The 20,554-nt window shown below is 71.9% G+C and carries 17 protein-coding genes, 1 tRNA gene and 1 pseudogene; 10 read left to right on the plus strand and 9 right to left on the minus strand.

Translation table 11 applies throughout. The features are described 5' to 3' along the window. Positions 1-45: 45 nt before the first annotated feature. The 3 genes from LN652_RS19895 to LN652_RS19905 all read right to left on the minus strand — a co-directional run bounded on the left by LN652_RS19895 (position 46) and on the right by LN652_RS19905 (position 2,576). Positions 46-1,584, minus strand: coding sequence for a hypothetical protein (locus LN652_RS19895; protein WP_230442318.1), 1,539 nt, complete (start codon positions 1,582-1,584; stop codon positions 46-48). 81 nt (positions 1,585-1,665) lie between these two features. Continuing rightward, positions 1,666-2,274 carry a flavin reductase family protein gene (locus LN652_RS19900; protein ID WP_230442319.1) on the minus strand — a complete coding sequence of 203 codons (609 nt, stop codon included), beginning with the start codon at positions 2,272-2,274 and terminating at the stop codon, positions 1,666-1,668. Positions 2,275-2,321: 47 nt separating this feature from the next. Then, positions 2,322-2,576, minus strand: a complete 255-nt coding sequence (locus tag LN652_RS19905) for a hypothetical protein (RefSeq protein ID WP_230442320.1) — start codon at positions 2,574-2,576, stop codon at positions 2,322-2,324. 35 nt (positions 2,577-2,611) lie between these two features. Between LN652_RS19905 and LN652_RS19910 the strand changes: the two genes are divergently transcribed. Both LN652_RS19910 and LN652_RS19915 read left to right on the plus strand, forming a co-directional pair. Further along, positions 2,612-3,580 (plus strand): zinc-binding dehydrogenase, encoded by a 969-nt coding sequence (locus LN652_RS19910; protein ID WP_230442321.1) that lies wholly within the window; start codon positions 2,612-2,614, stop codon positions 3,578-3,580. After that, positions 3,577-4,257: an SDR family oxidoreductase gene (locus LN652_RS19915; protein ID WP_230442322.1), complete on the plus strand. Its 681-nt coding sequence runs from the start codon at positions 3,577-3,579 to the stop codon at positions 4,255-4,257. The genes LN652_RS19910 and LN652_RS19915 overlap by 4 nt, the downstream gene beginning before the upstream one ends. Before the next feature lie 3 nt (positions 4,258-4,260). Here the strand turns inward: LN652_RS19915 and LN652_RS19920 are convergent, their stop codons facing one another. Further along, positions 4,261-4,890, minus strand: coding sequence for a TetR family transcriptional regulator (locus LN652_RS19920; RefSeq protein WP_230442323.1), 630 nt, complete (start codon positions 4,888-4,890; stop codon positions 4,261-4,263). 105 nt (positions 4,891-4,995) lie between these two features. On the opposite strand from LN652_RS19920, the gene LN652_RS19925 reads away from it, so the two are divergent. After that, positions 4,996-6,081, plus strand: a complete 1,086-nt coding sequence (locus LN652_RS19925) for a flavin reductase family protein (protein ID WP_230442324.1) — start codon at positions 4,996-4,998, stop codon at positions 6,079-6,081. A gap of 236 nt (positions 6,082-6,317) precedes the next feature. Next, positions 6,318-7,007, plus strand: a pseudogene (locus LN652_RS19930) (fatty acid desaturase family protein); the annotation flags it as partial. A gap of 119 nt (positions 7,008-7,126) precedes the next feature. Here the strand turns inward: LN652_RS19930 and LN652_RS19935 are convergent. Both LN652_RS19935 and LN652_RS19940 read right to left on the minus strand, forming a co-directional pair. Beyond that, a complete protein-coding gene (locus LN652_RS19935; RefSeq protein WP_183079702.1) occupies positions 7,127-7,303 on the minus strand; it encodes a DUF6104 family protein in 177 nt (58 codons plus the stop codon). Positions 7,304-7,315: 12 nt separating this feature from the next. Further along, positions 7,316-11,089 carry a multifunctional oxoglutarate decarboxylase/oxoglutarate dehydrogenase thiamine pyrophosphate-binding subunit/dihydrolipoyllysine-residue succinyltransferase subunit gene (locus LN652_RS19940; RefSeq protein ID WP_268932201.1) on the minus strand — a complete coding sequence of 1,258 codons (3,774 nt, stop codon included), beginning with the start codon at positions 11,087-11,089 and terminating at the stop codon, positions 7,316-7,318. A 192-nt stretch (positions 11,090-11,281) separates the two neighbouring features. Between LN652_RS19940 and LN652_RS19945 the strand changes: the two genes are divergently transcribed. Together LN652_RS19945 and LN652_RS19950 are read left to right on the plus strand one after the other, a co-directional pair. After that, entirely contained in the window at positions 11,282-11,902 is a 621-nt protein-coding gene (locus LN652_RS19945) for a hypothetical protein (RefSeq protein WP_230442325.1), read from the plus strand. Then, entirely contained in the window at positions 11,899-12,816 is a 918-nt protein-coding gene (locus LN652_RS19950; protein WP_230442326.1) for an LCP family protein, read from the plus strand. Before LN652_RS19945 ends, LN652_RS19950 begins: the two co-directional genes overlap by 4 nt. Before the next feature lie 85 nt (positions 12,817-12,901). On the opposite strand, the gene LN652_RS19955 is transcribed toward LN652_RS19950, so the two are convergent. The 3 genes from LN652_RS19955 to LN652_RS19965 all read right to left on the minus strand — a co-directional run bounded on the left by LN652_RS19955 (position 12,902) and on the right by LN652_RS19965 (position 15,032). After that, complete coding sequence (locus LN652_RS19955) at positions 12,902-14,296, minus strand: choice-of-anchor P family protein (protein WP_230442327.1); 1,395 nt, start codon at positions 14,294-14,296, stop codon at positions 12,902-12,904. A 94-nt stretch (positions 14,297-14,390) separates the two neighbouring features. Next, a tRNA-Arg gene (locus tag LN652_RS19960) sits at positions 14,391-14,463 on the minus strand. Positions 14,464-14,534: 71 nt separating this feature from the next. After that, positions 14,535-15,032 carry a thioesterase family protein gene (locus LN652_RS19965; protein WP_230442328.1) on the minus strand — a complete coding sequence of 166 codons (498 nt, stop codon included), beginning with the start codon at positions 15,030-15,032 and terminating at the stop codon, positions 14,535-14,537. Positions 15,033-15,093: 61 nt separating this feature from the next. On the opposite strand from LN652_RS19965, the gene argS reads away from it, so the two are divergent. From argS to thrC, 4 genes are read left to right on the plus strand one after another with little or no spacing between them, the layout of a single operon-like run. Continuing rightward, positions 15,094-16,749 (plus strand): arginine--tRNA ligase, encoded by a 1,656-nt coding sequence (gene argS, locus LN652_RS19970; RefSeq protein ID WP_230442329.1) that lies wholly within the window; start codon positions 15,094-15,096, stop codon positions 16,747-16,749. A 7-nt stretch (positions 16,750-16,756) separates the two neighbouring features. Beyond that, positions 16,757-18,181, plus strand: coding sequence for a diaminopimelate decarboxylase (gene lysA / locus LN652_RS19975; RefSeq protein WP_230442330.1), 1,425 nt, complete (start codon positions 16,757-16,759; stop codon positions 18,179-18,181). Next, a complete protein-coding gene (locus tag LN652_RS19980; RefSeq protein WP_230442331.1) occupies positions 18,181-19,479 on the plus strand; it encodes a homoserine dehydrogenase in 1,299 nt (432 codons plus the stop codon). Before lysA ends, LN652_RS19980 begins: the two co-directional genes overlap by 1 nt. Continuing rightward, positions 19,476-20,552 (plus strand): threonine synthase, encoded by a 1,077-nt coding sequence (gene thrC / locus LN652_RS19985; protein ID WP_230442332.1) that lies wholly within the window; start codon positions 19,476-19,478, stop codon positions 20,550-20,552. Before LN652_RS19980 ends, thrC begins: the two co-directional genes overlap by 4 nt. The last annotated feature ends 2 nt before the right edge of the window (positions 20,553-20,554 follow it).

The raw sequence follows: 20,554 nt of genomic DNA on the forward strand, positions 1-20,554 counted from the left end.
AGCGTGACCAGCACGTCGTGCGGCGTCAACGGGTGTCCAGCGTGGTCAGGTCCAGTAGAGCTCGACCCCGTCGGTGATGGCGTCGGTCATGGAGTCGGCTTGTTCGCGGGTGAGGTGGGTGGTGCCGCGGTGGTCGACGAGGAGGGCTTGGCCGTGGGGTGTGGTCCAGAGGTGGCGGCCGGGTCCGACGACGTGGGTGGTGAGGCCGGAGTGGGTCTTGGTGCGGTGGTGGCTGCGGCGCAGGGGTCCGCAGTTGTGGGTGCCGGTCTGGCCGGGTGGTCCGGCCTGACCCGGTGGACCTGTGTCGTAGGGGGTGGCGTGGTCGTAGTCGACGCCGTCGCGGGTGGCTGATCGGGGGCTGAACGGGTAGCAGTCGCCGCCGGTCTGGTTCCAGGCGTGGTCCTTGATGGTCTCTGGGTGCTCGTAGGCGTCGACCCGTCGGCGTTGGCGTAGGTCGAGGACGGGGGTGAGGTGGAGGTCGGTGGCGCCGAGGACCTCGGCGAGCTGGCGGGCGTCGATCGGGCCGAGGCCTTCGACGCGGGCCACGCCGGTGCCTTCTCCGGTGAGCAGCGTGCGCAGCGTCTCGTCGGTGATGTGGACGAAGAGCCGGGCGCGGGGGCGCAGGGCGGCGAGCTGGCGGGTGGACATGGCGGCGAGATGGCCGAGGAGGCGGTCGAGGTGGGCGGGCGCCCACACCGGGCGCTGGTCGTCGGCCTGTTGGTCGGCCGGTACGTCCGTCTCGGCGGGGTCTGTCTCGGGGTCTGTGTCGGGGTCTGTCTCGGTGTGGGTGAGGAGGAGCTGGAGGAGGTCGGTGGGGCGGGCGAGCCAGCCGAGGGCCAGCGAGCGGAGCTCGTCGTGGTTGTGGTCCGCACCCATGGCGTGGTCGGGGCTGGTGGCGAGGATGTCGGCGACGCGGTCGAGCATGGCGTCGATGGTGGCGGCGTCGCCGAGGGTGGTGCGGGCGATGAGGTGGCGGTAGCCGTGCTCGTCGGAGCGGGAGAGCCGGACGTAGCGTTCGTGGCGGATCCGTTCCTGCTCGGCACGGTGGGTGTCGGGGTCGGCCTCGATGACCTTGGCGCGGGCGATCTCCAGGACGGTGGAGGGGGCGTGTCCGGCGATCGCGCGGGAGACGGCGGCGTCGACGACCCACACCTGCTCGGTGAGCAGGGCACGCGACAGGACGGCGACCTTGCGGGCGACCCAGGGTTCGCAGTCGCCGGCCTCGACGATGGCCCAGGTGCGGGGGAGGCGGTGGGCGAGGTCGAGGCCGTCGGCGATCAGGGCGCGGGTGGTGGCGGGGTGCGTCTGGCGGGCGAACGCGAGCTCGGCGATGGCGTGCTCGCGCACCGGCGGCGTGCCGTCCCCGCCCGGGGTGACCATCGGGTCCCGCCTGGCATCGATCCGCCCCGCCTCGACCGGACGCGGTTCGCCGTGGACGATCGCCCACTGGACCGCGAGCCGGATCTCCTCGACCTCGCCCAGGCGCCGGGTGCGCAGCGCGGTCGATGCCAGGCCCAGCAGCTCCTCCGACGTCGCCTCATCGGCCGCCGGCGGCGGCTGGAGGGTGGTGGGGGACTGAACCATGCCTCAGTTTATCGAACAGATGTTCGAACAGCAACGACATTGGTGGGGAATGTGGAAACGCGTGTGGCCCGGTCGCCCCCGTCACTGGGGGCGGCGCATGTCGAACCGGTTGCTCGTGTCGATGCCGAAGTAGGCCGTCGGCCCGCCCGCCCGCAGGATCGGCTGCGCCCGAGCGGTGTCGTAGACGCCGTCGACCAGCAGGTCCTCGTCGATGTGCACGCCGACCACCTCGCCGACCGTGAACCACGAGCCGCTGGCCTCACCCGTCACGGTCTGCAGCTCGACGATCTGGGTGACCCGACACTCGAAGGTCACCGGCGCCGCAGCAACTCGGGGCGCCTCGACCTCGACCGACGCGACGGCCTCGAGCCCGGCTGCCTCGAACTCGTCGACATCCTCACCGGTGGACGTTGCGTTCATCTGCTCAGCCAGCGAGCGGGTGGCGAGGTTCCAGGTGAACTCGCCCGTCGCCTCCGCGTTGGCCACCGTCCCCTTCCAGCCGATGCTGCTGAAGCCCACCAGCGGTGGGACGTAGTTCAGGGCGTTGAAGAAGCTGTACGGCGCCAGGTTGCGACGGCCGTGCGCATCCAGCGTCGCGATCCAGCCGATCGGGCGGGGGGCAACGATCGAGTTGAAGGGGTCGTGCCGCAGCCGGTGGCCGTCCGCAGGGCGGTAGAAGTGTTCGCTCACCTACGCATGACACCAGAGCCCCCGACGAGCCCGGCAGAGGGGCGGGTCTACGCCAGCGGATCCACCGGCAGGTCCCCGGGCTTGACCTCCTCCGGAGGCACGAACTGGAACGCGCTGCCCATGAACGTGTGCACGAAGCCGCAGCGCACGCAGATGACGCCGGTGGCCGAGGCGTTGAGCCAGTCGAGGTCGAAGAACGTCATGCCGGTGGTCGTCATCTTCACCTCCCTGCGGTCGAAGAGCAGTCCCTCGCAGACGTGGCAGGACAGGAAGCGCTGGGTGGGCCGGACGAAGACGTGCACGGGCAGAGGCTAGGGCACTCGCTAGGGTCGGACGCATGTTCGCCGTCTACGCCGAGTCCTTCTCCTCCGACGACCCGCTGAGCGGCCTGGTGGTGGGGGAGCGCCCCGACCCCGAGGTCCCGGACGGCTGGGCCACGGTGACCGTGAAGGCGGCCAGCCTCAACCACCACGACCTGTGGTCGCTGCGCGGCGTCGGCCTGCGCGAGGAGTCGCTGCCGATGATCCTGGGCTGCGACGCCGCCGGTCTCGACGAGGACGGCAACGAGGTCGTCGTCCACGCCGTCATCGGCGACCCGTCGTGGGGCGGCGACGAGACCTACGACCCCAAGCGCTCGCTGCTGTCGGAGAAGCACCAGGGCACCTTCGCCGAGAAGGTCGTCGTGCCGCGGCGCAACCTCGTGCCCAAGCCGGCGTCGCTGTCCTTCGAGGAGGCGGCCTGTCTCCCGACCGCCTGGCTCACCGCCTACCGGATGCTCTTCACCCAGGGCCGGCTCACGCCCGGCGAGACCGTGCTCGTGCAGGGCGCCGGCGGCGGCGTCGCCACGGCGCTCATCGTGCTCGGCCGGGCCGCCGGCCTGCGCGTGCTCGCCACCAGCCGCGACGAGGCGAAGCGTGCCCGCGCGGTCGAGCTCGGCGCCCACGAGGCGTACGAGTCGGGCGCGCGGCTGCCGGTGAAGGTCGACGCGGTGATGGAGACGGTGGGACGCGCGACGTGGAGCCACTCGATCCGCTCGCTGCGCCCCGGCGGCCGCATCGTCATCAGCGGCACCACGTCGGGTCCGAAGCTCGACGACGCCGAGCTCACCCGGATCTTCTTCCTCCAGCTCTCGGTCATCGGCTCCACGATGGGCACCCGGCACGAGCTCGACGGGCTCGTGAAGTTCCTCGACGCGACCGGCACCCGCCCGCTGCTCGACCGCACCCTGCCGATGGAGCAGGCGCGCGACGGCTTCGCGGCGATGGCTGACGGCGACGTCTTCGGCAAGATCGTGTTCACCCGGTGAAGCACGTCGTCACCGGCGCCGGGTCGGGGATCGGCCACGCCCTGGCGCGCCGGCTGACCGACCGCGGCGACGAGCTCGTGCTCCTCGCGCGCAACCAGGCGCGCGGCGCCGACCTCGGGCGTACGTTCCCGCAGGCCCAGGTGCTCGTCGCCGACCTCGGCGACCCGGGCACCCTCAACGGCCTCGGCCGCGAGGTCGACGGGGGAGTGGACACGCTGGTCCACGTCGCCGGCGTCGTCGACCTAAGCCCGGTCTCCTCGCTGCGCCTCGCGCAGTGGGAGGAGCAGCTCACCGTCAACCTCACCGCCCCCGCGGTGCTCACCCGCGAGCTGCTGCCGCACCTGCGCGCCGCCCGCGGCACCGTCGTCTTCGTGAACTCCTCGGCCGGGCTCACCGCCAACGCCCGGTGGTCGGCCTACGCCGCCTCCAAGTTCGGCCTGCGCGCCCTGGCCGACGCGCTGCGCGCCGAGGAGGCCGAGCACGGCGTGCGGGTCAGCACCGTCTACCCCAGCCGCACCGCCACGCCGATGCAGGTGAAGGTCCACGAGCAGGAGGGCCGGGACTACGACGCCTCGCAGTGGATCAGCGTCGACACCCTCGTCGAGACGATCGTCCACGTCATCGACCTGCCGGCCGACGCCACGATCCCGGACGTCACGGTCCGCCCGGGGGCCTGAGGCTCAGCGCGAGCGCCAGTTGACCGCCCCCACCAGCAGCATCCGCAGCTGGGTCCGGGCGTCGGCGAGGACCCGGTCCTCGGAGTCGGGGTCCTCGACGAGCCGCTCGGCCATGGTCACCACGAACGACACGACGAGGTCGGCCAGCAGTGCGATGTCCTCGTCGGAGTACTGCTCGGCCGCGCCGCTGCGGGCGATGTCGGTCGACAGCTCGCGGGTGATCAGGTCGATCTCGCGGCCGATCGCCTCCCGCACGCGCGGCGGCCCGGCGGTGCGCTCGCGGGCGATGAACGCGTAGTGGGACCGGTTCTCCCGGACGTGCTGGGCGACGATCGGCAGGGAGCCGTCGATGACGTCGCGGTACTCCGGGGCGTGGCGCCACACGTCGAGCAGCATCGCCCGCAACGACCGGAAGCTCTCGTCGACGAGCGCCAGCCCGAGCAGCTCGAGCGACCCGAAGTGGCGGTAGAACGCGGTGGGCACCACGCCGACCTGCTTGGCGACCTGGCGCAGCGAGATCGCCGCGAGGTTGGAGTCGGCGGCGAGGGCGAGCGCGGCGTCGAGGATGGCCCGACGGGTGCGCTCCTTGCGCTCCGCACGCGACTCGGTCCCCGTCTCCGGCTCGTCTGGCACCCGGCGATCGTATGCGTTGCGTCACGCGCCGGTGCCCTTGACGGTCGCCGGGCCCGCGCCCATATTTGAGTGAACAGACGTTCACCCAAGGGATCGGAGGACGGGATGGGCAAGCTCTCCCGGATCGCCCGCTCGCGCACCGTCGCGGCACTCGCGTCGCCGCACGGGGTCGACCACTACCTCGCGCGGGTCAACCCGATGTGGGCCGCGCGCGAGGTGCGGGCGCGCGTGGTCGACGTACGCCGCGAGACCGACACGCCCGGCGCGCCGGTCGCCACGCTGACGTTGCAGCCGACCGCGACGTGGCGCGGCCACCGCGCCGGCCAGTACGTCCAGGTCGGCCTCGACCTGCCCGGCTCGGCGCGCCGCACCACCCGGTGCTTCACGATCTCCTCCGCCGCGTCGCGGCCGGGGGAGCAGATCACCCTCACCGTCCGCGCCCACGCGGACGGCCGGGTGAGCCGGCACCTCGTCGACGCCGAGTCCGGGCTCGTGCTGCACCTCTCGCAGGCCCAGGGCGACTTCACGCTGCCGGTCAGCCCGGCCACGCCCGGCATCGACCCGCTGCTGTTCGTCACCGGAGGCTCCGGCATCACGCCGGCGATGTCGATGCTGCGCACCCTGCTGCGCGACGGCTACGACGGCCGCGCCGGGCGCCCGGTGACGTTCCTGCACTACGCCCGCTCCGCCGACGACCAGGTCTACGCGACCGAGCTCGCGCGGATCGCGGCCGCCGACAACGACGTGACGGTCCACCTGCGCCACGGCACCAGGGTCAGCGAGCTCGACCTGCGCCGGTACGCGCCACGCTTCCGCGACACCGACACCTGGCTGTGCGGGCCGGGGCCGATGATGGACGTCGTCCGCGAGGTCTACGGGGACAGCCCGCGGCTGCGCACCGAGCGGTTCAGGGCGCCCGCCGCACCCAGCGGCACGGCAGGCGGCCGGCTGACCTTCGAACGCACCGGCCGGAGCGTCGCCAACGACGGCACGTCGGTGCTCGAGCAGGCCGAGCGCGCCGGGCTGGCCCCGGAGTTCGGCTGCCGGATGGGCATCTGCCTCACCTGCACCACCCGCAAGACCGAGGGCACCGTGCGCGACGTGCTCTCCGGCGCGGAGTCCTCGCTGCCCGACGAGGACGTCCGGATCTGCGTCTCCGCCCCCGTCGGCGACTGCGTCGTCGACCTCTGAGAGGACCACCCATGAAGCCCCACCTGACCCCCGACCAGCTCGACGCGTTCGGCGAGGAGATGGACGCCCTGCGCCGCCGCGTCCTGGCCGACCTCGGCGAGGACGACGCGGCCTACATCCGCGGCGTCGTGAAGCGCCAGCAGCAGCTGGAGGTGCTGGGCCGCGCGCTGTTCTACCTCCCGCCCGCCTGGCCGCTCGCCGTCGCGGCGCTCTCGCTCTCCAAGATCCTCGAGAACATGGAGATCGGCCACAACGTGATGCACGGGCAGTACGACTGGATGGGCGACCCGCACCTCAGCTCACGCGTCTACGAGTGGGACAACGTGTGCCCGAGCGAGCAGTGGAAGTACTCCCACAACTACGTGCACCACACGTTCACGAACATCCTCGGCAAGGACCGCGACATCGGCTACGGCATCCTGCGGATGGACGAGGACCAGCCGTGGCACCCCTACTACCTCGGCAACCCGCTCTACGCGTTCCTGCTGATGGTGTTCTTCGAGTGGGGCGTGGCGATGCACGACCTCGAGGTGGAGAACATCGTCAACGGCACCCGGCGGCTGGAGGAGAACCGGGCGCTGCACGCCGGGATCATGCGCAAGGTGCGCCGCCAGGCGCTCAAGGACTACGTCCTGTTCCCGGCGCTCACCGGACCGCTGTTCCCGCTCACCCTCGCCGGCAACGCCACGGCCAACCTGGTGCGCAACGTGTGGGCCTTCAACATCATCTTCTGCGGCCACTTCCCGGCCGGGGCCGAGACCTTCAGCGAGGAGGAGTGCGCCGACGAGTCACGCGGGCACTGGTACCACCGGCAGGTGCTCGGGTCGGCGAACATCTCCGGCAGCCCGCTGTTCCACGTCCTGTCCGGCAACCTCAGCCACCAGGTCGAGCACCACCTGTTCCCCGACCTGCCGGCCCGGCGCTACCCGATGATCGCGTCCGAGGTGCGCGAGATCTGCGAGCGCTACGGGATCGAGTACACGACCGGCCCGCTGCGCCGCCAGCTCGGCAGCGTGGCGCGCAAGATCTGCCGCCTCGCGCTGCCTCAGTCCTCCGGGTCGTCGAGCCGCGCCAGCCAGGTGGCCAGCCGCTCGACGGCCGTCTCGAACTCCGGGTGGGTGTCGACGAACGCCTGCATCTGATCGGCGAGCCACGCCAGGGTGACCTCCTCGTCACCCCGGCGCTTCTCCAGCTCCTCGAGCCCGCGATCGGTGAAGTACACCCCGGGCGCTCCTCAGTAGTCGTGACCGGCGGTGCGCGGCTCCGCGAACGCCGTGTCGAGGAGGGTCTTCTGCTCCTCGGTGTGGCGCTTCACGGTGCCGACCGACGGCGAGGCCGACGCGGGGCGGGTGACCGGCTCGACGACCAGGTCGAGCTCGGGCCACACGTTGAGCTGGTAGTGCGGCCACGGGCCCATGTTGCGGGGCTCGTCCTGCACCCAGCGGACCGCCTTGAGGTTCGGGTACTTCGCGACCTCGGCCTTGATCTCCTCGACCGGGTTCGGGTAGAGGCGCTCGACGCGGCCGATGGCGAACTTCTCGCCGTTCTCGCGCTTGCCGCGCTCGACCATCAGGTCCCAGGTCACTCGACCCGAGCACATGATCAGCGTCTCGACCTTGGCCGGGTCGGCGGCGTCGTCGCCGATGAACGGCCGGAAGGTCGTGTCGCCGACGAAGTCCTCGGGCCGCGACGCCGCCTCCTTGCGCTTGAGCATCGACTTCGGGGTGAAGACGATCAGCGGGCGGTGCTCCTCGCCGAGCGAGTGCCGGCGCAGGAGGTGGAAGTACGACGCGGGCGTCGACGGCTGCGCGACGACCATCGCGTCCTCCGCCGACATGGTGAGGAAGCGCTCGATGCGGGCCGACGAGTGGTCCGGTCCCTGGCCCTCGTAGCCGTGGGGGAGCAGCAGGACGACGCCGGACTGCTGGCGCCACTTGGTCTGGCCGGCGGAGATGAACTCGTCGATGACGGTCTGCGCGCCGTTGACGAAGTCACCGAACTGCGCCTCCCACAGCACCAGCGCCTCGGGACGGGCCACGGAGTAGCCGTACTCGAAGCCGAGCGCGGCGTACTCGGAGAGCAGCGAGTCGTAGACGTGGAACTTCGCCTGGTCCTCGGTGAGGTTGGTCAGCGGGGTCCACTCGTCGGCGTTGGTCCGGTCGATGATCGTCGCGAAGCGCTGCACGAAGGTGCCGCGGCGCGAGTCCTGGCCGGCCAGGCGCACGGGGCGGCCGTCCATCAGCAGCGAGCCGAAGGCGAGGATCTCGCCGGTGCCCCAGTCGATCGGGCCCTCCGTGATCGCCGCGGAGCGACGCTGCAGCTGCGGCATCACCTTCGGGTGGACGGTGAAGCCCTCCGGCGGCGTGACGTAGCTGTCGGCGATCCGCTTGAGCACCTCCGGGGAGACGGCGGTGGCGAACTCGCCGGCCGGCTTGTCCGGGTAGTCCGGGACGGTGGTCCACTCGGTGGGCGCCTCGGAGCTGGCCTCGCGCACCTCGGTGAAGACCCGCTCGAGCTGCTGCTGGTAGTCCTTGAGGACCTGCTCGGCCTCCTCGATCGTGATGTCGCCACGACCGATGAGCGACTCCGTGTAGAGCTTGCGCACCGAGCGCTTCTGCTCGATCAGGTCGTACATCAGGGGCTGCGTGTACGACGGGTCGTCGCCCTCGTTGTGGCCGCGACGGCGGTAGCACACGAGGTCGATGACGACGTCCTTGTTGAACGCCTGGCGGTAGTCGAAGGCGAGCCTGGCCACGCGGATGCAGGCCTCGGGGTCGTCGCCGTTGACGTGGAAGATCGGCGCCTGCACCATCCGCGCCACGTCGGTGGCGTAGAGCGAGGAGCGCGACGAGCCGGGCGCGGTGGTGAAGCCGACCTGGTTGTTGATCACGACGTGGACGGTGCCGCCGGTGCGGTAGCCGCGCAGCTGGGAGAGGTTGAGCGTCTCCGCCACCACGCCCTGGCCGGCGAAGGCCGCGTCGCCGTGGACCAGCAGGGGCAGGACCGGGAACTTCTCGCCCTGGTCGAGGATGTCCTGCTTGGCGCGGGCGATGCCCTCGAGCACCGGGTTGACCGCCTCGAGGTGCGAGGGGTTGGCCGCGACCGACACCTTGATCTTGTCGCCGGAGCCGGCGACGAACTCGCCCTCGGCGCCGAGGTGGTACTTCACGTCACCCGAGCCCTGGACCGTGCGCGGGTCGATGTTGCCCTCGAACTCGCGGAAGATCTGGCTGTACTTCTTGCCGACGATGTTGGCGAGCATGTTGAGCCGGCCGCGGTGGGCCATGCCGATGGTGACCTCGTCGAGGCCGGCCTCGGCGGCCGCCTCGCAGATCTCGTCGACGAGCGGGATCGTGGTCTCGCCGCCCTCCAGGCTGAAGCGCTTCTGGCCGACGAACTTGGTCTGCAGGAACGTCTCGAAGGCCTCGGCCTGGTTGAGCTTGAGCAGGATCCGCAGCTGCTCCTCGCGCGGCGGCTTCACGTGCGGCTGCTCGACGCGCTCCTGGATCCACTTGCGCTGCTCGGGATCCATGATGTGCATGTACTCGATGCCGGTGGTGCGGCAGTAGGAGTCGCGCAGGATGCCGAGGATGTTGCGCAGCTTCATGAAGCGCCGGCCCTCGCCGCCGAACGAGCCGGTGGCGAACTCGCGGTCGAGGTCCCACAGGGTCAGCCCGTGCGACTCGACCTCGAGGTCGGGGTGGCTGCGCTGGCGGTACTCCAGCGGGTCGGTGTCGGCCATCAGGTGGCCGCGGACCCGGTAGGCGTGGATCAGCTCGAGGATGCGCGCCTGCTTGACGATGTCGTCGTCGTGGCTCGCGACGATGTCGCGGGCCCAGCGGATCGGCTCGTAGGGGATGCGCAGCGAGCGGAAGATCTCGTCGAAGAAGTCGTTCTCGCCGAGCAGCAGGCCGTGCACGCGCTTGAGGAACTCACCCGACTGCGCGCCCTGGATGACGCGGTGGTCGTAGGTCGAGGTCAGCGTCATCGCCTTGCTGATGGCGTTGCGGTTGATCGCCTCGTCGGAGGCGCCCTGCCACTCCGGCGGGTACTCCATCGCGCCGACGCCGATGATCGCGCCCTGCCCGGCCATCAGGCGCGGCACCGAGTGGACCGTGCCGATGCCGCCGGGGTTGGTCAGGGACATCGTGGTGCCCTGGAAGTCGGCGACGGTCAGCTTGTTGTCGCGTGCCTTGCGGACCATCTCCTCGTAGGCGGTCCAGAAGGCGGCGAAGTCCATGGTCTCGGCGCCCTTGATGTTGGGCACGAGGAGCTGGCGGGTGCCGTCGGGCTTCTGCATGTCGATCGCCAGGCCGAGGTTGATGTGGGCCGGGGTGATCAGGTTGGGCTTGCCGTCGACGACCTCGTAGCCGACGTTCATCTCCGGCATCGACTTCAGGGCCTTCACCAGCGCGTAGCCGATGATGTGGGTGAACGACACCTTGCCGCCGCGGGCGCGGGCGAGGTGGTTGTTGATGACCGTGCGGTTGTCCCACAGCAGCTTCACCGGGACCGAGCGCACGGAGGTCGCGGTCGGCACGGACAGCGACGCGTCCATGTTGGCGGCCGTACGGGCCGGGGCGCCGCGCAGGACCGTGTAGGTCGGCTCGTCGCTGGCCTGGCTCGGGGCCGCGGGCTTCGGGTCCTTGGCGACCGGGGTGCTGGTGCCCTTGGCCGGCTCGTCGGCCGGGGCGGCCGGGCGCGGGGTGGACTTCGGGGCCTGCTGGGCCGGGGCGGCCGGCTTCGCCGCGGGCGCGGCGGCGGGCTTCGCGGGAGCCGCGGGAGCCTTCGCGGGTGCGGCGGCGGCCGCCTTCGGCGCGGCCTGCGCCGTCGAGGCCCCGCCGGCGGACCCGTTGCCGAAGTAGCTGGCCCACTCGGGCGCCACGCTGGCCGGGTCCTTGTCGTACTGCTCCTTCATCTCCTCCACGAGCCACTCGTTGGCTCCCAGGTCGGATGATGGGGCAACCGAGGAGTGGTTGCTGGACTGCCCGTTCGGGGACTGCGCCACGCTTGTTTCGCCTCTTCCAGATCTCTTCGCGCGAGGGTTGGACCAAAGTCGCTGTCAAGGCTAGTCCCACACGCACGCAAATGCAGGGGCGGGGAGGGCCTTTGAGGCATGGTGTCGCCCACACCGGTCGCTACCGGTCGGTATCCCCTCCCACCCCTGCCTCGCACCGCCTGTCACCCCGCTGGAGTCGTCATGCCACGCGCCTCGTCGGGCCCCCGCCCGTGGACCCGCCGCCTCGCCGCCGTCCCGCTCGTCCTGCTCCTCCCGACCACGCTCGTCGGGTGCCAGTCGGGCGCCGCTCCGACGGCCGCGCCGGAGCGGCTGTCCCGCGGTGACGCGGGCGTCGAGCTCGCCTCGCACGGCGTGGAGACGAAGACCAGGATCCACCGGGTCTTCGGCCGGCTGCCCGACCGCCGGCGCAAGGCCGTCCGGGCCGAGGTCGGGGCGGTCGTGGACGGCTGGTGGGAGGCGGCCTACCTCGGCGGCAGCTACCCGCGCAGCAGCTTCCCCGCGGCGTTCCCGGGGTTCACCCGCGGCGCCGAGCAGCGGGCCCGCGCCGACAAGGCGCTGCTCACCAACGAGACCCAGGGGCCGTCGATCGACTCGGTCACCGCCAAGCACCGGTCGGTCGTCGTCGACGTCCTCGCCACCGGCGGGCAGGCCCGCACGGTCACCGCGCACGTGGTGCTGCGGTTCGAGACCACGGGGGAGAAGGCCGGCACCACGACGGTGCGCGGCCGGCTCTTCCTGACCCGCCGGGCGGGCACGTGGAAGGTGTTCGGCTACGACGTCTCGAAGGGAGCGCAGCGATGAGGACGGGACGAGGCCCGGTGCGGGTGGTGCGGGCGGTGACGCTGGCCGCGGTGCTCGCCGTCACCGCGCTGGTCGTGCCGCAGTCCGCGGTGCAGTCGACCGAGGTCTCGCTGACCCGGATCCGGCACGCCGAGGGCGTCGAGGTCGGTGGTGCCGACGTGGTCTGGATCCTCGCGGTCGGCTCCGACGCCCGCCCGGGCCAGGACATGACCCGCTCGCGCGGCGACGCGCTGCAGATGGTCGGCATCAACACCCGCACCGGAGCCGCCACCGCCATCGGCGTGCCGCGCGACTCGTGGGTCGCGATCCCGGGCCACGGCCGGGAGAAGATCAACTCGGCGCTCTACTTCGCCGGTCCGCGCGGCATGGCGGGCGCGATGCGCAACCTCGTCGGGATCGAGCCGGACTACGTCATGGTCACCCGGTTCCCGTTCTTCGAGGACATGGTCGACGACATCGGCGGGATCACGGTCACCAACCCCCGCCGGTTCTCCGACCCCTACCTCAAGAAGGAGGGCTTCTCCCGCGGGCGGATCCACCTCGGCGGATACGACGCGATGGCGTTCTCGCGCATCCGCAAGGGCCTGGCCGGCGGCGACTTCGACCGGTCGGCCAACCAGCAGCGCACCCTGCGCGGCATCCACGCCCGGATCCGGTCCCAGGCCGACCGCCCGGGGTTCATCGAGCGCGGCGTGATGACCGTGATGGCCCACATGGCCACCGACGCGTCCCCGCAGGAGCTCTACGAGCTCGCGCAGGCCGTCGCGCAGGTCGACCCGCGCCGGATCACGACCTGCGTGGTGCAGGGCCGGGTCGGCTACGTCGGGGCCGCGAGCGTGGTGTTCCCGGACGTGTCGCAGGCTCGTCGCCTCGGTCGCGAGTCGCGGGCGGACGCGACGCTGCGCCGCTGCTGAGGACGCGGCATCGGGCCGAACCCCATGGCCGGCCCGACGCCGCTGCTCCGAAGCGTACCGACGCGAGGGGGGCGTGTCGCTGACCTCAGCGCGCGTAGATCCGGCCCGCGGTGCGGGCCAGGTCGATGACCACGGCCTCCGAGAAGAGCGTGATCCGCAGGCCGATCACCTGCGACCCGCGGTAGCCGGTGTCGACGAGCTGGCGCTGGATCACGCCGGCACCGTTCGGCAGCTCCACGACCCCGCCGGGCGCCGGGACCTCGAGCGGCTGTCCGGCGACGGTGATCGACCCGACGGCGGTGCTGACCTTCGACCCCACCCGCTTGCCGGCCTTCTGCCGCATCGCCGCGCGCGACGACACGTCGCTGATGACGAGCTGGGCGGACGGCACGGTCACCGTGCCGATGGCCGTGCGGGACCACCCCTTGGCGACCTTCCTGGCCCGCCGCTGGTCGCCGTCGACCTGGTAGACGACGTCGTCGAGCAGCACCGGGACGGGCAGCAGCTGGCTGGCGTGGGGGACCGTGAAGGTCTGGGTCCGGCCGCGCGAGCCCTGGCACGCCAGCGCCTTGTGCTCGACGTTGCCGAAGCGCAGCGCACCGTCGAGGACCTGGTAGTCCATGGCGGTGCCGCCGGCGCGGAACACGCCGACGGGCGCGGGGCCACCCATCCGCACCCGCGCGGTGCCGAGCTCGACGAGCTGGCGCCGGTCGCCGGCGGTCACCTCGATGCGCAGCGCCGACGCCTGCGACTGGGCGGCGTGCGCGGTGGCGCGGCCCTTCTCGTAGCCGAGCGAGATGCTGCCGAGGCCGGGGATCTCGATCGGCCTGGTCACGTCGCCGAGCACCTCGAACACCTGCTGCGCGGCGGCCTGGGTGCCGGTGAAGACGGTGCCGGTGACCTGGTCCAGCGGCTCGAGGAGCTCCTGGAGCTCGGGCGGCAGGTTGCCCACGACGGTCTCGGGGAGCAGCTCGAGCGAGATGCTGGCGAAGGTGAAGCCCTCGTCGTGGCCGTAGCCCTGCGGCGTGTTGAAGGCGTCGGCGGTTGTCTGGAGCCCCTTGATCACCAGCTTCGGCGTGGTGAGCGGGCCGACGGTGCCGCCGACGGTGACGTCGCCGATGGTGTTGGTGCCGCGCACGCCGTGGGTGCTGCCGTCGGCGTAGGTCTCGGTCCGGCTGGTGCTGGCCGAGACCCGGATCAGCGGGTTGTCGGGCACCGACACGGCGGACTGGCGCTCGACGGTCTGGCCGACGGCGCGGGTGCACAGCTGCTGGGCGTGCGCGTCCTTGAGGTCGAGGGCCTCGACGCTGTCGGTCACCAGCTTCACGCCGTAGACGTCGCCGCGGTAGCCGAAGTCGGTCAGGCGCTTCGCGTCGTCGTCGGCCCGTGCCGGGGCCGTCGGTCCGGCGACGAGGGCGAGGCCGGCGACGAGACCGGTGGTGACGGTGGCCGCGAGACGGCGGCGGGTGTGGTCGCGCATGACCCCTCAACGACGGACGGTGGCGAGGGTCACGCTCGGGCGCCGGGAGCGAAATGCCGGACGGCGGCACCCGCGTGGGTGCCGCCGTCGTCTGCGCCTCCGGCAGGATTCGAACCTGCGGCACCTGGTACCGGAAACCAGTGCTCTATCCCCTGAGCTACGGAGGCCCGCACCGGCCGGGCCGGTGCGCGCCGAACACTACCGGGCGTTCGACGAGGTCGTGAAACCGACTCGGCGATCAGCGCAGCGCGAGCGACCCGGACGTGTCCGCCGGGAAGGGGAGGGCGGCGTGCTCGGCGACCCGGGCGTCGATCTTCGCAGCGATGTCGGCCGGCCACGGGGCCGTCCGGCGCGTCGACAGGTCGATGTGCAGGAAGATCTCCTCGACGACGCAGGCCACCTGCTGGTGGGTCTCGTCGAGCAGGTAGACCAGCACGTGCGCGGCCCGCTCGGAGCGCCCGAGCAGCCGCACGCGCGCCGACATGGTGTCGCCGGTGCGCAGCTCGTTGAGGTAGGTGACGTGGTGCTCGGCGGTGAAGCACGCCTGGCCGTCGGTGAGCGGCCACATCGTCGGGATGCCGACCTCGACGAGCGACTCGTCGAGGCCCTCGCTGGCGATGCCGATGTAGTGGCGCACGTTGAGGTGGCCGTTGATGTCCTCGAAGGGCATCGGCACGGGCTGCTCGACGTAGGCCGGCAGGTCGATGAGCTGGTCGTAGGTGGGGTGCGTCGTCACAGGCCGAACCCTAGGTGAAACCGGTTCGGCCCGCCGGTCCGCCCGCCGATAGGCTTGGCGGGTGAACCCCGATCAGCTCTCCGAGACCATCGTCGACGTCCTGACGGCCCTCGTGGCCGACGGAGCGGTCACGCTGCCCGACGGCGTGCCCTCCCAGGTCACGGTGGAGCGACCCCGGCAGAAGGGCCACGGCGACTACGCCACCAACGTGGCGCTCCAGCTGGCCAAGAAGGCCGGCACGAACCCCCGCGCCTTCGCCGACCTGGTGGCCGAGCGGCTGCGCGCCTCCGACGGCATCGCCGACGTCGAGGTCGCCGGTCCGGGCTTCCTCAACGTGACGGTCGAGGCCGGCGCGCAGGGCCAGGTCGCGGCCGACGTCGTCGCGGCGGGGGAGGCCTACGGCTCGTCCGACGCCTTCGCCGGGGAGAAGATCAACCTCGAGTTCGTCTCCGCCAACCCCACCGGCCCGCTGCACCTCGGCGGCGTGCGCTGGGCCGCGGTCGGCGACGCGCTCGGGCGGATCTTCACCAAGACCGGCGCGGACGTCACCCGCGAGTACTACTTCAACGACCACGGCGCCCAGATCGACCGGTTCAGCTCCTCGCTGCTCGCCAGCGCGAAGGGCGAGCCCGCCCCCGAGGACGGCTACGGCGGGCAGTACATCCACGACATCGCGGCGGCGGTCGTCGAGAAGCGCCCCGACGTCAAGGACCTCGACGACGCCCGTGCGCAGGAGGTCTTCCGCGAGGTCGGCGTCGACATGATGTTCGAGGAGATCAAGACGTCGCTGCACGACTTCGGCGTCGACTTCGACGTCTACTTCCACGAGAAGTCGCTGCACGACAGCGGCGCGGTCGAGCGCGCGATCGCGCGGCTGACCGAGATGGGCAACACCTACGAGGCCGACGGCGCGCTGTGGCTGCGCACCGAGAAGTACGGCGACGACAAGGACCGGGTGATCATCCGGTCCAACGGCACGCCCGCCTACATCTCCGGCGACCTCGGCTACTACCTCGACAAGCGCGAGCGCGGCTTCGACCGCTGCTTCATCATGCTGGGAGCCGACCACCACGGCTACGTCGGCCGGATGAACGCGATGTGCAGCGCCTTCGGCGACGAGCCGGGCAAGAACCTCGAGATCCTCATCGGCCAGATGGTCAACCTGCTCCGCGACGGCGAGCCGATGCGGATGTCCAAGCGCAACGGCACGATCGTCAGCATCGACGACCTCGTCGACGCGATCGGCGTCGACGCCGCCCGCTACGCCCTGGCGCGCTACCACAGCGACAGCCCGATCGACATCGACCTCGACCTGTGGTCGCGGGCGACCAACGACAACCCGGTCTACACGGTGCAGTACGCCCACGCCCGGGTGTCGAGCCTGATGCGCAACGCCGCCGACCTCGGCGTCGTCGCCGAGTCGCACCCCGAGCTGCTCACCCACGAGAAGGAGGGCGAGCTGCTGCGGGCGCTGGCGGAGTTCCCGCGCGTCATCAAGGCCGCCGCAGAGCTGCGCGAGCCGCACCGGGTCGCGCGCTACCTCGAGGAGCTCGCCGGCACCTACCACCGTTTCTACGACAGCTGCCGGGTGCTGCCGCGCGGCGACGAGGAGACCTCCGACCTGCACCGGGCGCGCCTGGTCCTGGTCGACGCGACCCGCGTGGTGCTGGCCAACGGCCTGGCGCTGCTCGGCGTCTCGGCGCCCGAGAGGATGTGAGGGGCCCGTGCCGACCGCCCACCCGTCCGGCTGGGCGCACGCCGACGGCGCGCTGCGCGGCCCGCACTGGCTGCGCGAGCCGGCCGACCCCAACGCCCTCGTGCCGCACCTCTGGTCGCGCACGGCCGCCAAGACCGACGGCGTGCTGGCGGTCGGCGGCGTCGCGCTGCCCGACCTGGTCCGTGAGCACGGCTCACCGGCGTACGTCCTCGACGAGGCCGACTTCCGCGCCCGGGCCACGGCCTTCCGTGACGCCTTCGACGGCTACGACGTGTTCTACGCCGGCAAGGCATTTCTCTGCACGACGGTCGCGCGCTGGCTGGCCGAGGACGGCCTGAGCCTCGACGTCTGCTCGGGCGGCGAGCTCACCGTCGCCGAGCGGGCCGGCTTCCCGATGGCGCGGGTCGGCTTCCACGGCAACAACAAGACCCTCGCCGAGCTCGAGCGGGCGGTCGCGCTCGGGGTCGGCCGGGTCATCGTCGACTCCTTCGACGAGGTGGAGCGGCTGGCGGAGGTGGTCTCGAGGCTCGCTGGCGCTCGCACCTCGACCACCGAGGGCATCGGCGTGATGGTCCGGGTGACGGCCGGCGTCGAGGCCCACACCCACGAGTACATCGCCACCGCCCACGAGGACCAGAAGTTCGGGTTCTCGATCGCGAGCGGAGACGCGCTGGAGGCGGTCCGCCGGGTGCACGCCGCCCCCGGGCTGCGGCTGCTCGGCCTGCACTCCCACATCGGCAGCCAGATCTTCGACACCTCGGGCTTCGAGGTCGCGGCCCGCCGGGTGCTGGCGCTGCACGCCCGGGTGCGCGAGGAGCTCGGCGTCGAGATGCCCGAGATGGACCTCGGCGGGGGTTTCGGCATCGCCTACACCACCCAGGACGACCCGTCCGAGCCGCAGGCGCTGGCCGACGGGATCACCGCGATCGTCGAGCACGAGTGCCGGGCGCTCGGCATCGCCCGCCCGCGGCTGTCGATCGAGCCCGGCCGCGCGATCGTCGGGCCGTCGATGTGCACCGTCTACGAGGTCGGCACCGTCAAGGAGGTCGCCCTCGACGGCGGCGCGCGGCGCTCGTACGTCTCGGTCGACGGCGGGATGAGCGACAACATCCGCACCGCCCTCTACGACGCGGACTACTCCGCCACCCTCGCCTCGCGCGGCTCGGACGCGGGCGCGACCCTGGCGCGGGTGGTCGGCAAGCACTGCGAGGCCGGCGACATCGTCGTCAAGGACGAGTTCCTGCCCGGCGACGTGCGTCCCGGCGACCTCGTCGCGGTGCCCGGCACGGGCGCGTACTGCAGATCCATGGCGTCGAACTACAACCACGCGCTGCGTCCTCCGGTGATCGGAGTTCGGGACGGGAGGACTTTCACCGTCCTGCGACGAGAGACTGAGGCCGACCTGTTGGCGACCGATGTGGGTGTTCTCTGATGACTGACGGTGACAAGCGACTGCGGGTGGCCGTGCTGGGCTGCGGTGCGGTCGGCTCCCAGGTGGTGCGGCTGCTCAGCGAGCAGCGCGACGACCTGGCCGCACGGGTCGGCGCGTCGGTCGAGCTGGTGGGCGTCGCGGTGCGCCGCCTGGACGCCCCCCGCGAGGTCGAGGTGCCCGAGGGACTGCTGACCACGGACGCGGCCGGGCTGGTCACCCGCGACGACGTCGACCTGGTCGTCGAGGTGATCGGCGGCATCGAGCCGGCGCGCGGGCTGATCCTCTCGGCGCTGGAGAACGGTGCGAGCGTGGTCACCGCCAACAAGGCGTTGCTCGCCGAGGACGGCCCGACGCTGTTCGAGGCCGCGGCGAAGGCCGAGCGCGACCTCTACTACGAGGCGGCGGTCGCCGGCGCCATCCCGATCCTGCGCCCGCTGCGCGAGTCGCTCGCCGGCGACAAGGTGACCCGGGTGCTCGGCATCGTCAACGGCACCACCAACTTCATCCTCGACAAGATGGACACGTCCGGCGCCGGCTTCTCCGAGGCGCTGCAGGAGGCCCAGGAGCTCGGCTACGCCGAGGCCGACCCCACCGCCGACGTCGAGGGCTTCGACGCCGCCGCCAAGGCCGCGATCCTGGCGAGCCTGGCCTTCCACTCGCGGGTGACCGCCTCCGACGTGCACCGCGAGGGCATCGCGGAGGTGACCGCCGCCGACGTCGCCAGCGCCCGCGACATGGGCGCCGTGGTCAAGCTGCTCGCGATCTGCGAGCTGCGCGGCGACCAGGTCGCGGCCCGCGTGCACCCCGCGATGATCCCGCGGTCCCACCCGCTGGCGAGCGTGCGCGGCGCCTACAACGCGGTGTTCGTCGAGTCCGAGGCAGCCGGCCAGCTGATGTTCTACGGCCCCGGCGCCGGCGGTGCGCCCACGGCGAGCGCCGTCCTCGGCGACCTGGTGACGGTCGCCCGCAACCGCCTCGCCGGGACCCGCGGCGCGGGGGAGTCGGCCTACGCCGACCGCGCCGTGCAGCCGATGGGGGAGACCCGCACCCGCTACCACGTGGCGATCGACGTCGACGACCGCGCCGGCGTGCTCGCGGCGGTGGCCAACGCGTTCGCCGACCACGACGTGTCCATCCAGACCGTGCGGCAGGAGGGCCGTGGGGCCGACGCGCAGCTCGTCGTCGTCTCGCACGCCGCGCCCGACGCCGCGCTGAGCGCCACCGTCCGGCAGCTGCGCGAGATGGACATCGTTCGCGAGGTCACCTCGGTGATGCGCGTGGAGGGCGGCGACGAATGAGCCCGGCGACCCACCAGTGGCGCGGCCTGATCGAGGAGTACCGCGACCTCATCGACCTGCTGCCCGACGGCCTCGAGGCGGTCACCCTGCGCGAGGGCGGGACGCCGCTGGTGCACTCCGGCTGGCTCTCCTCGCTCACCGGCGGCCAGGTCTGGCTCAAGGTGGAGGGCGACAACCCGACCGGCTCGTTCAAGGACCGCGGGATGACCACCGCGATCTCGGTGGCGAAGCACGAGGGTGCCGAGGCGGTCGTCTGCGCCTCCACCGGCAACACGTCGGCGTCGATGGCGGCCTACGCCGCGAAGGCCGGCCTCAAGCCGCTCGTGCTCGTCCCCGAGGGCAAGATCGCCGCCGGCAAGATGGCGCAGGCGGTCGTGCACGGCGCCCAGATCATCATGGTCCGCGGCAACTTCGACCACTGCCTCCAGATGGCCAAGGGCCTCGCGTGGAGCTACCCGGTGGCGCTGGTCAACTCGGTCAACCCCGTGCGGCTGCAGGGGCAGAAGACCGCGGCGTTCGAGATCTGCGACTTCCTCGGCGACGCCCCCGACTACCACCTCCTGCCCGTGGGCAACGCCGGCAACATCTCGGCGTACTGGATGGGCTACGAGCAGTACGCCGACCTCGGCCGGGCCAGCAAGCGGCCCGTGATGCGGGGCTTCCAGGCCGAGGGCGCCTCTCCGCTGGTCACCGGTGAGCCGTTCCCCGACCCGGAGACGAAGGCGACCGCGATCCGGATCGGCAACCCGGCCTCGTGGAAGCTCGCCGAGGCCGCGGCGCACGAGTCCGGCGGCCGGTTCGCCGCCGTCAGCGACGCGCAGATCCTCGCCGCGCAGGTCGAGCTCGCCCGCCACGACGGCGTCTTCGTCGAGCCCGCGTCGGCCGCCGGCATCGCCGGGCTGCTCGCCGAGCTCGCGGCGGGGGAGTCCTACGCCGGCGCGACCGTGGCGATCACGGTGACCGGGCACGGGCTCAAGGACACCGCCACCGCTCTCGAGTCGTTCGGCGACGTCGTCAACACGGTCGTCGACGCCGACGTCGACGCGGCCGCGGCCGCGGCCGGGCTCGTCTGAGC

The organism is Nocardioides okcheonensis (assembly GCF_020991065.1).
In the GTDB taxonomy this organism is placed as follows: domain Bacteria; phylum Actinomycetota; class Actinomycetes; order Propionibacteriales; family Nocardioidaceae; genus Nocardioides; species Nocardioides okcheonensis.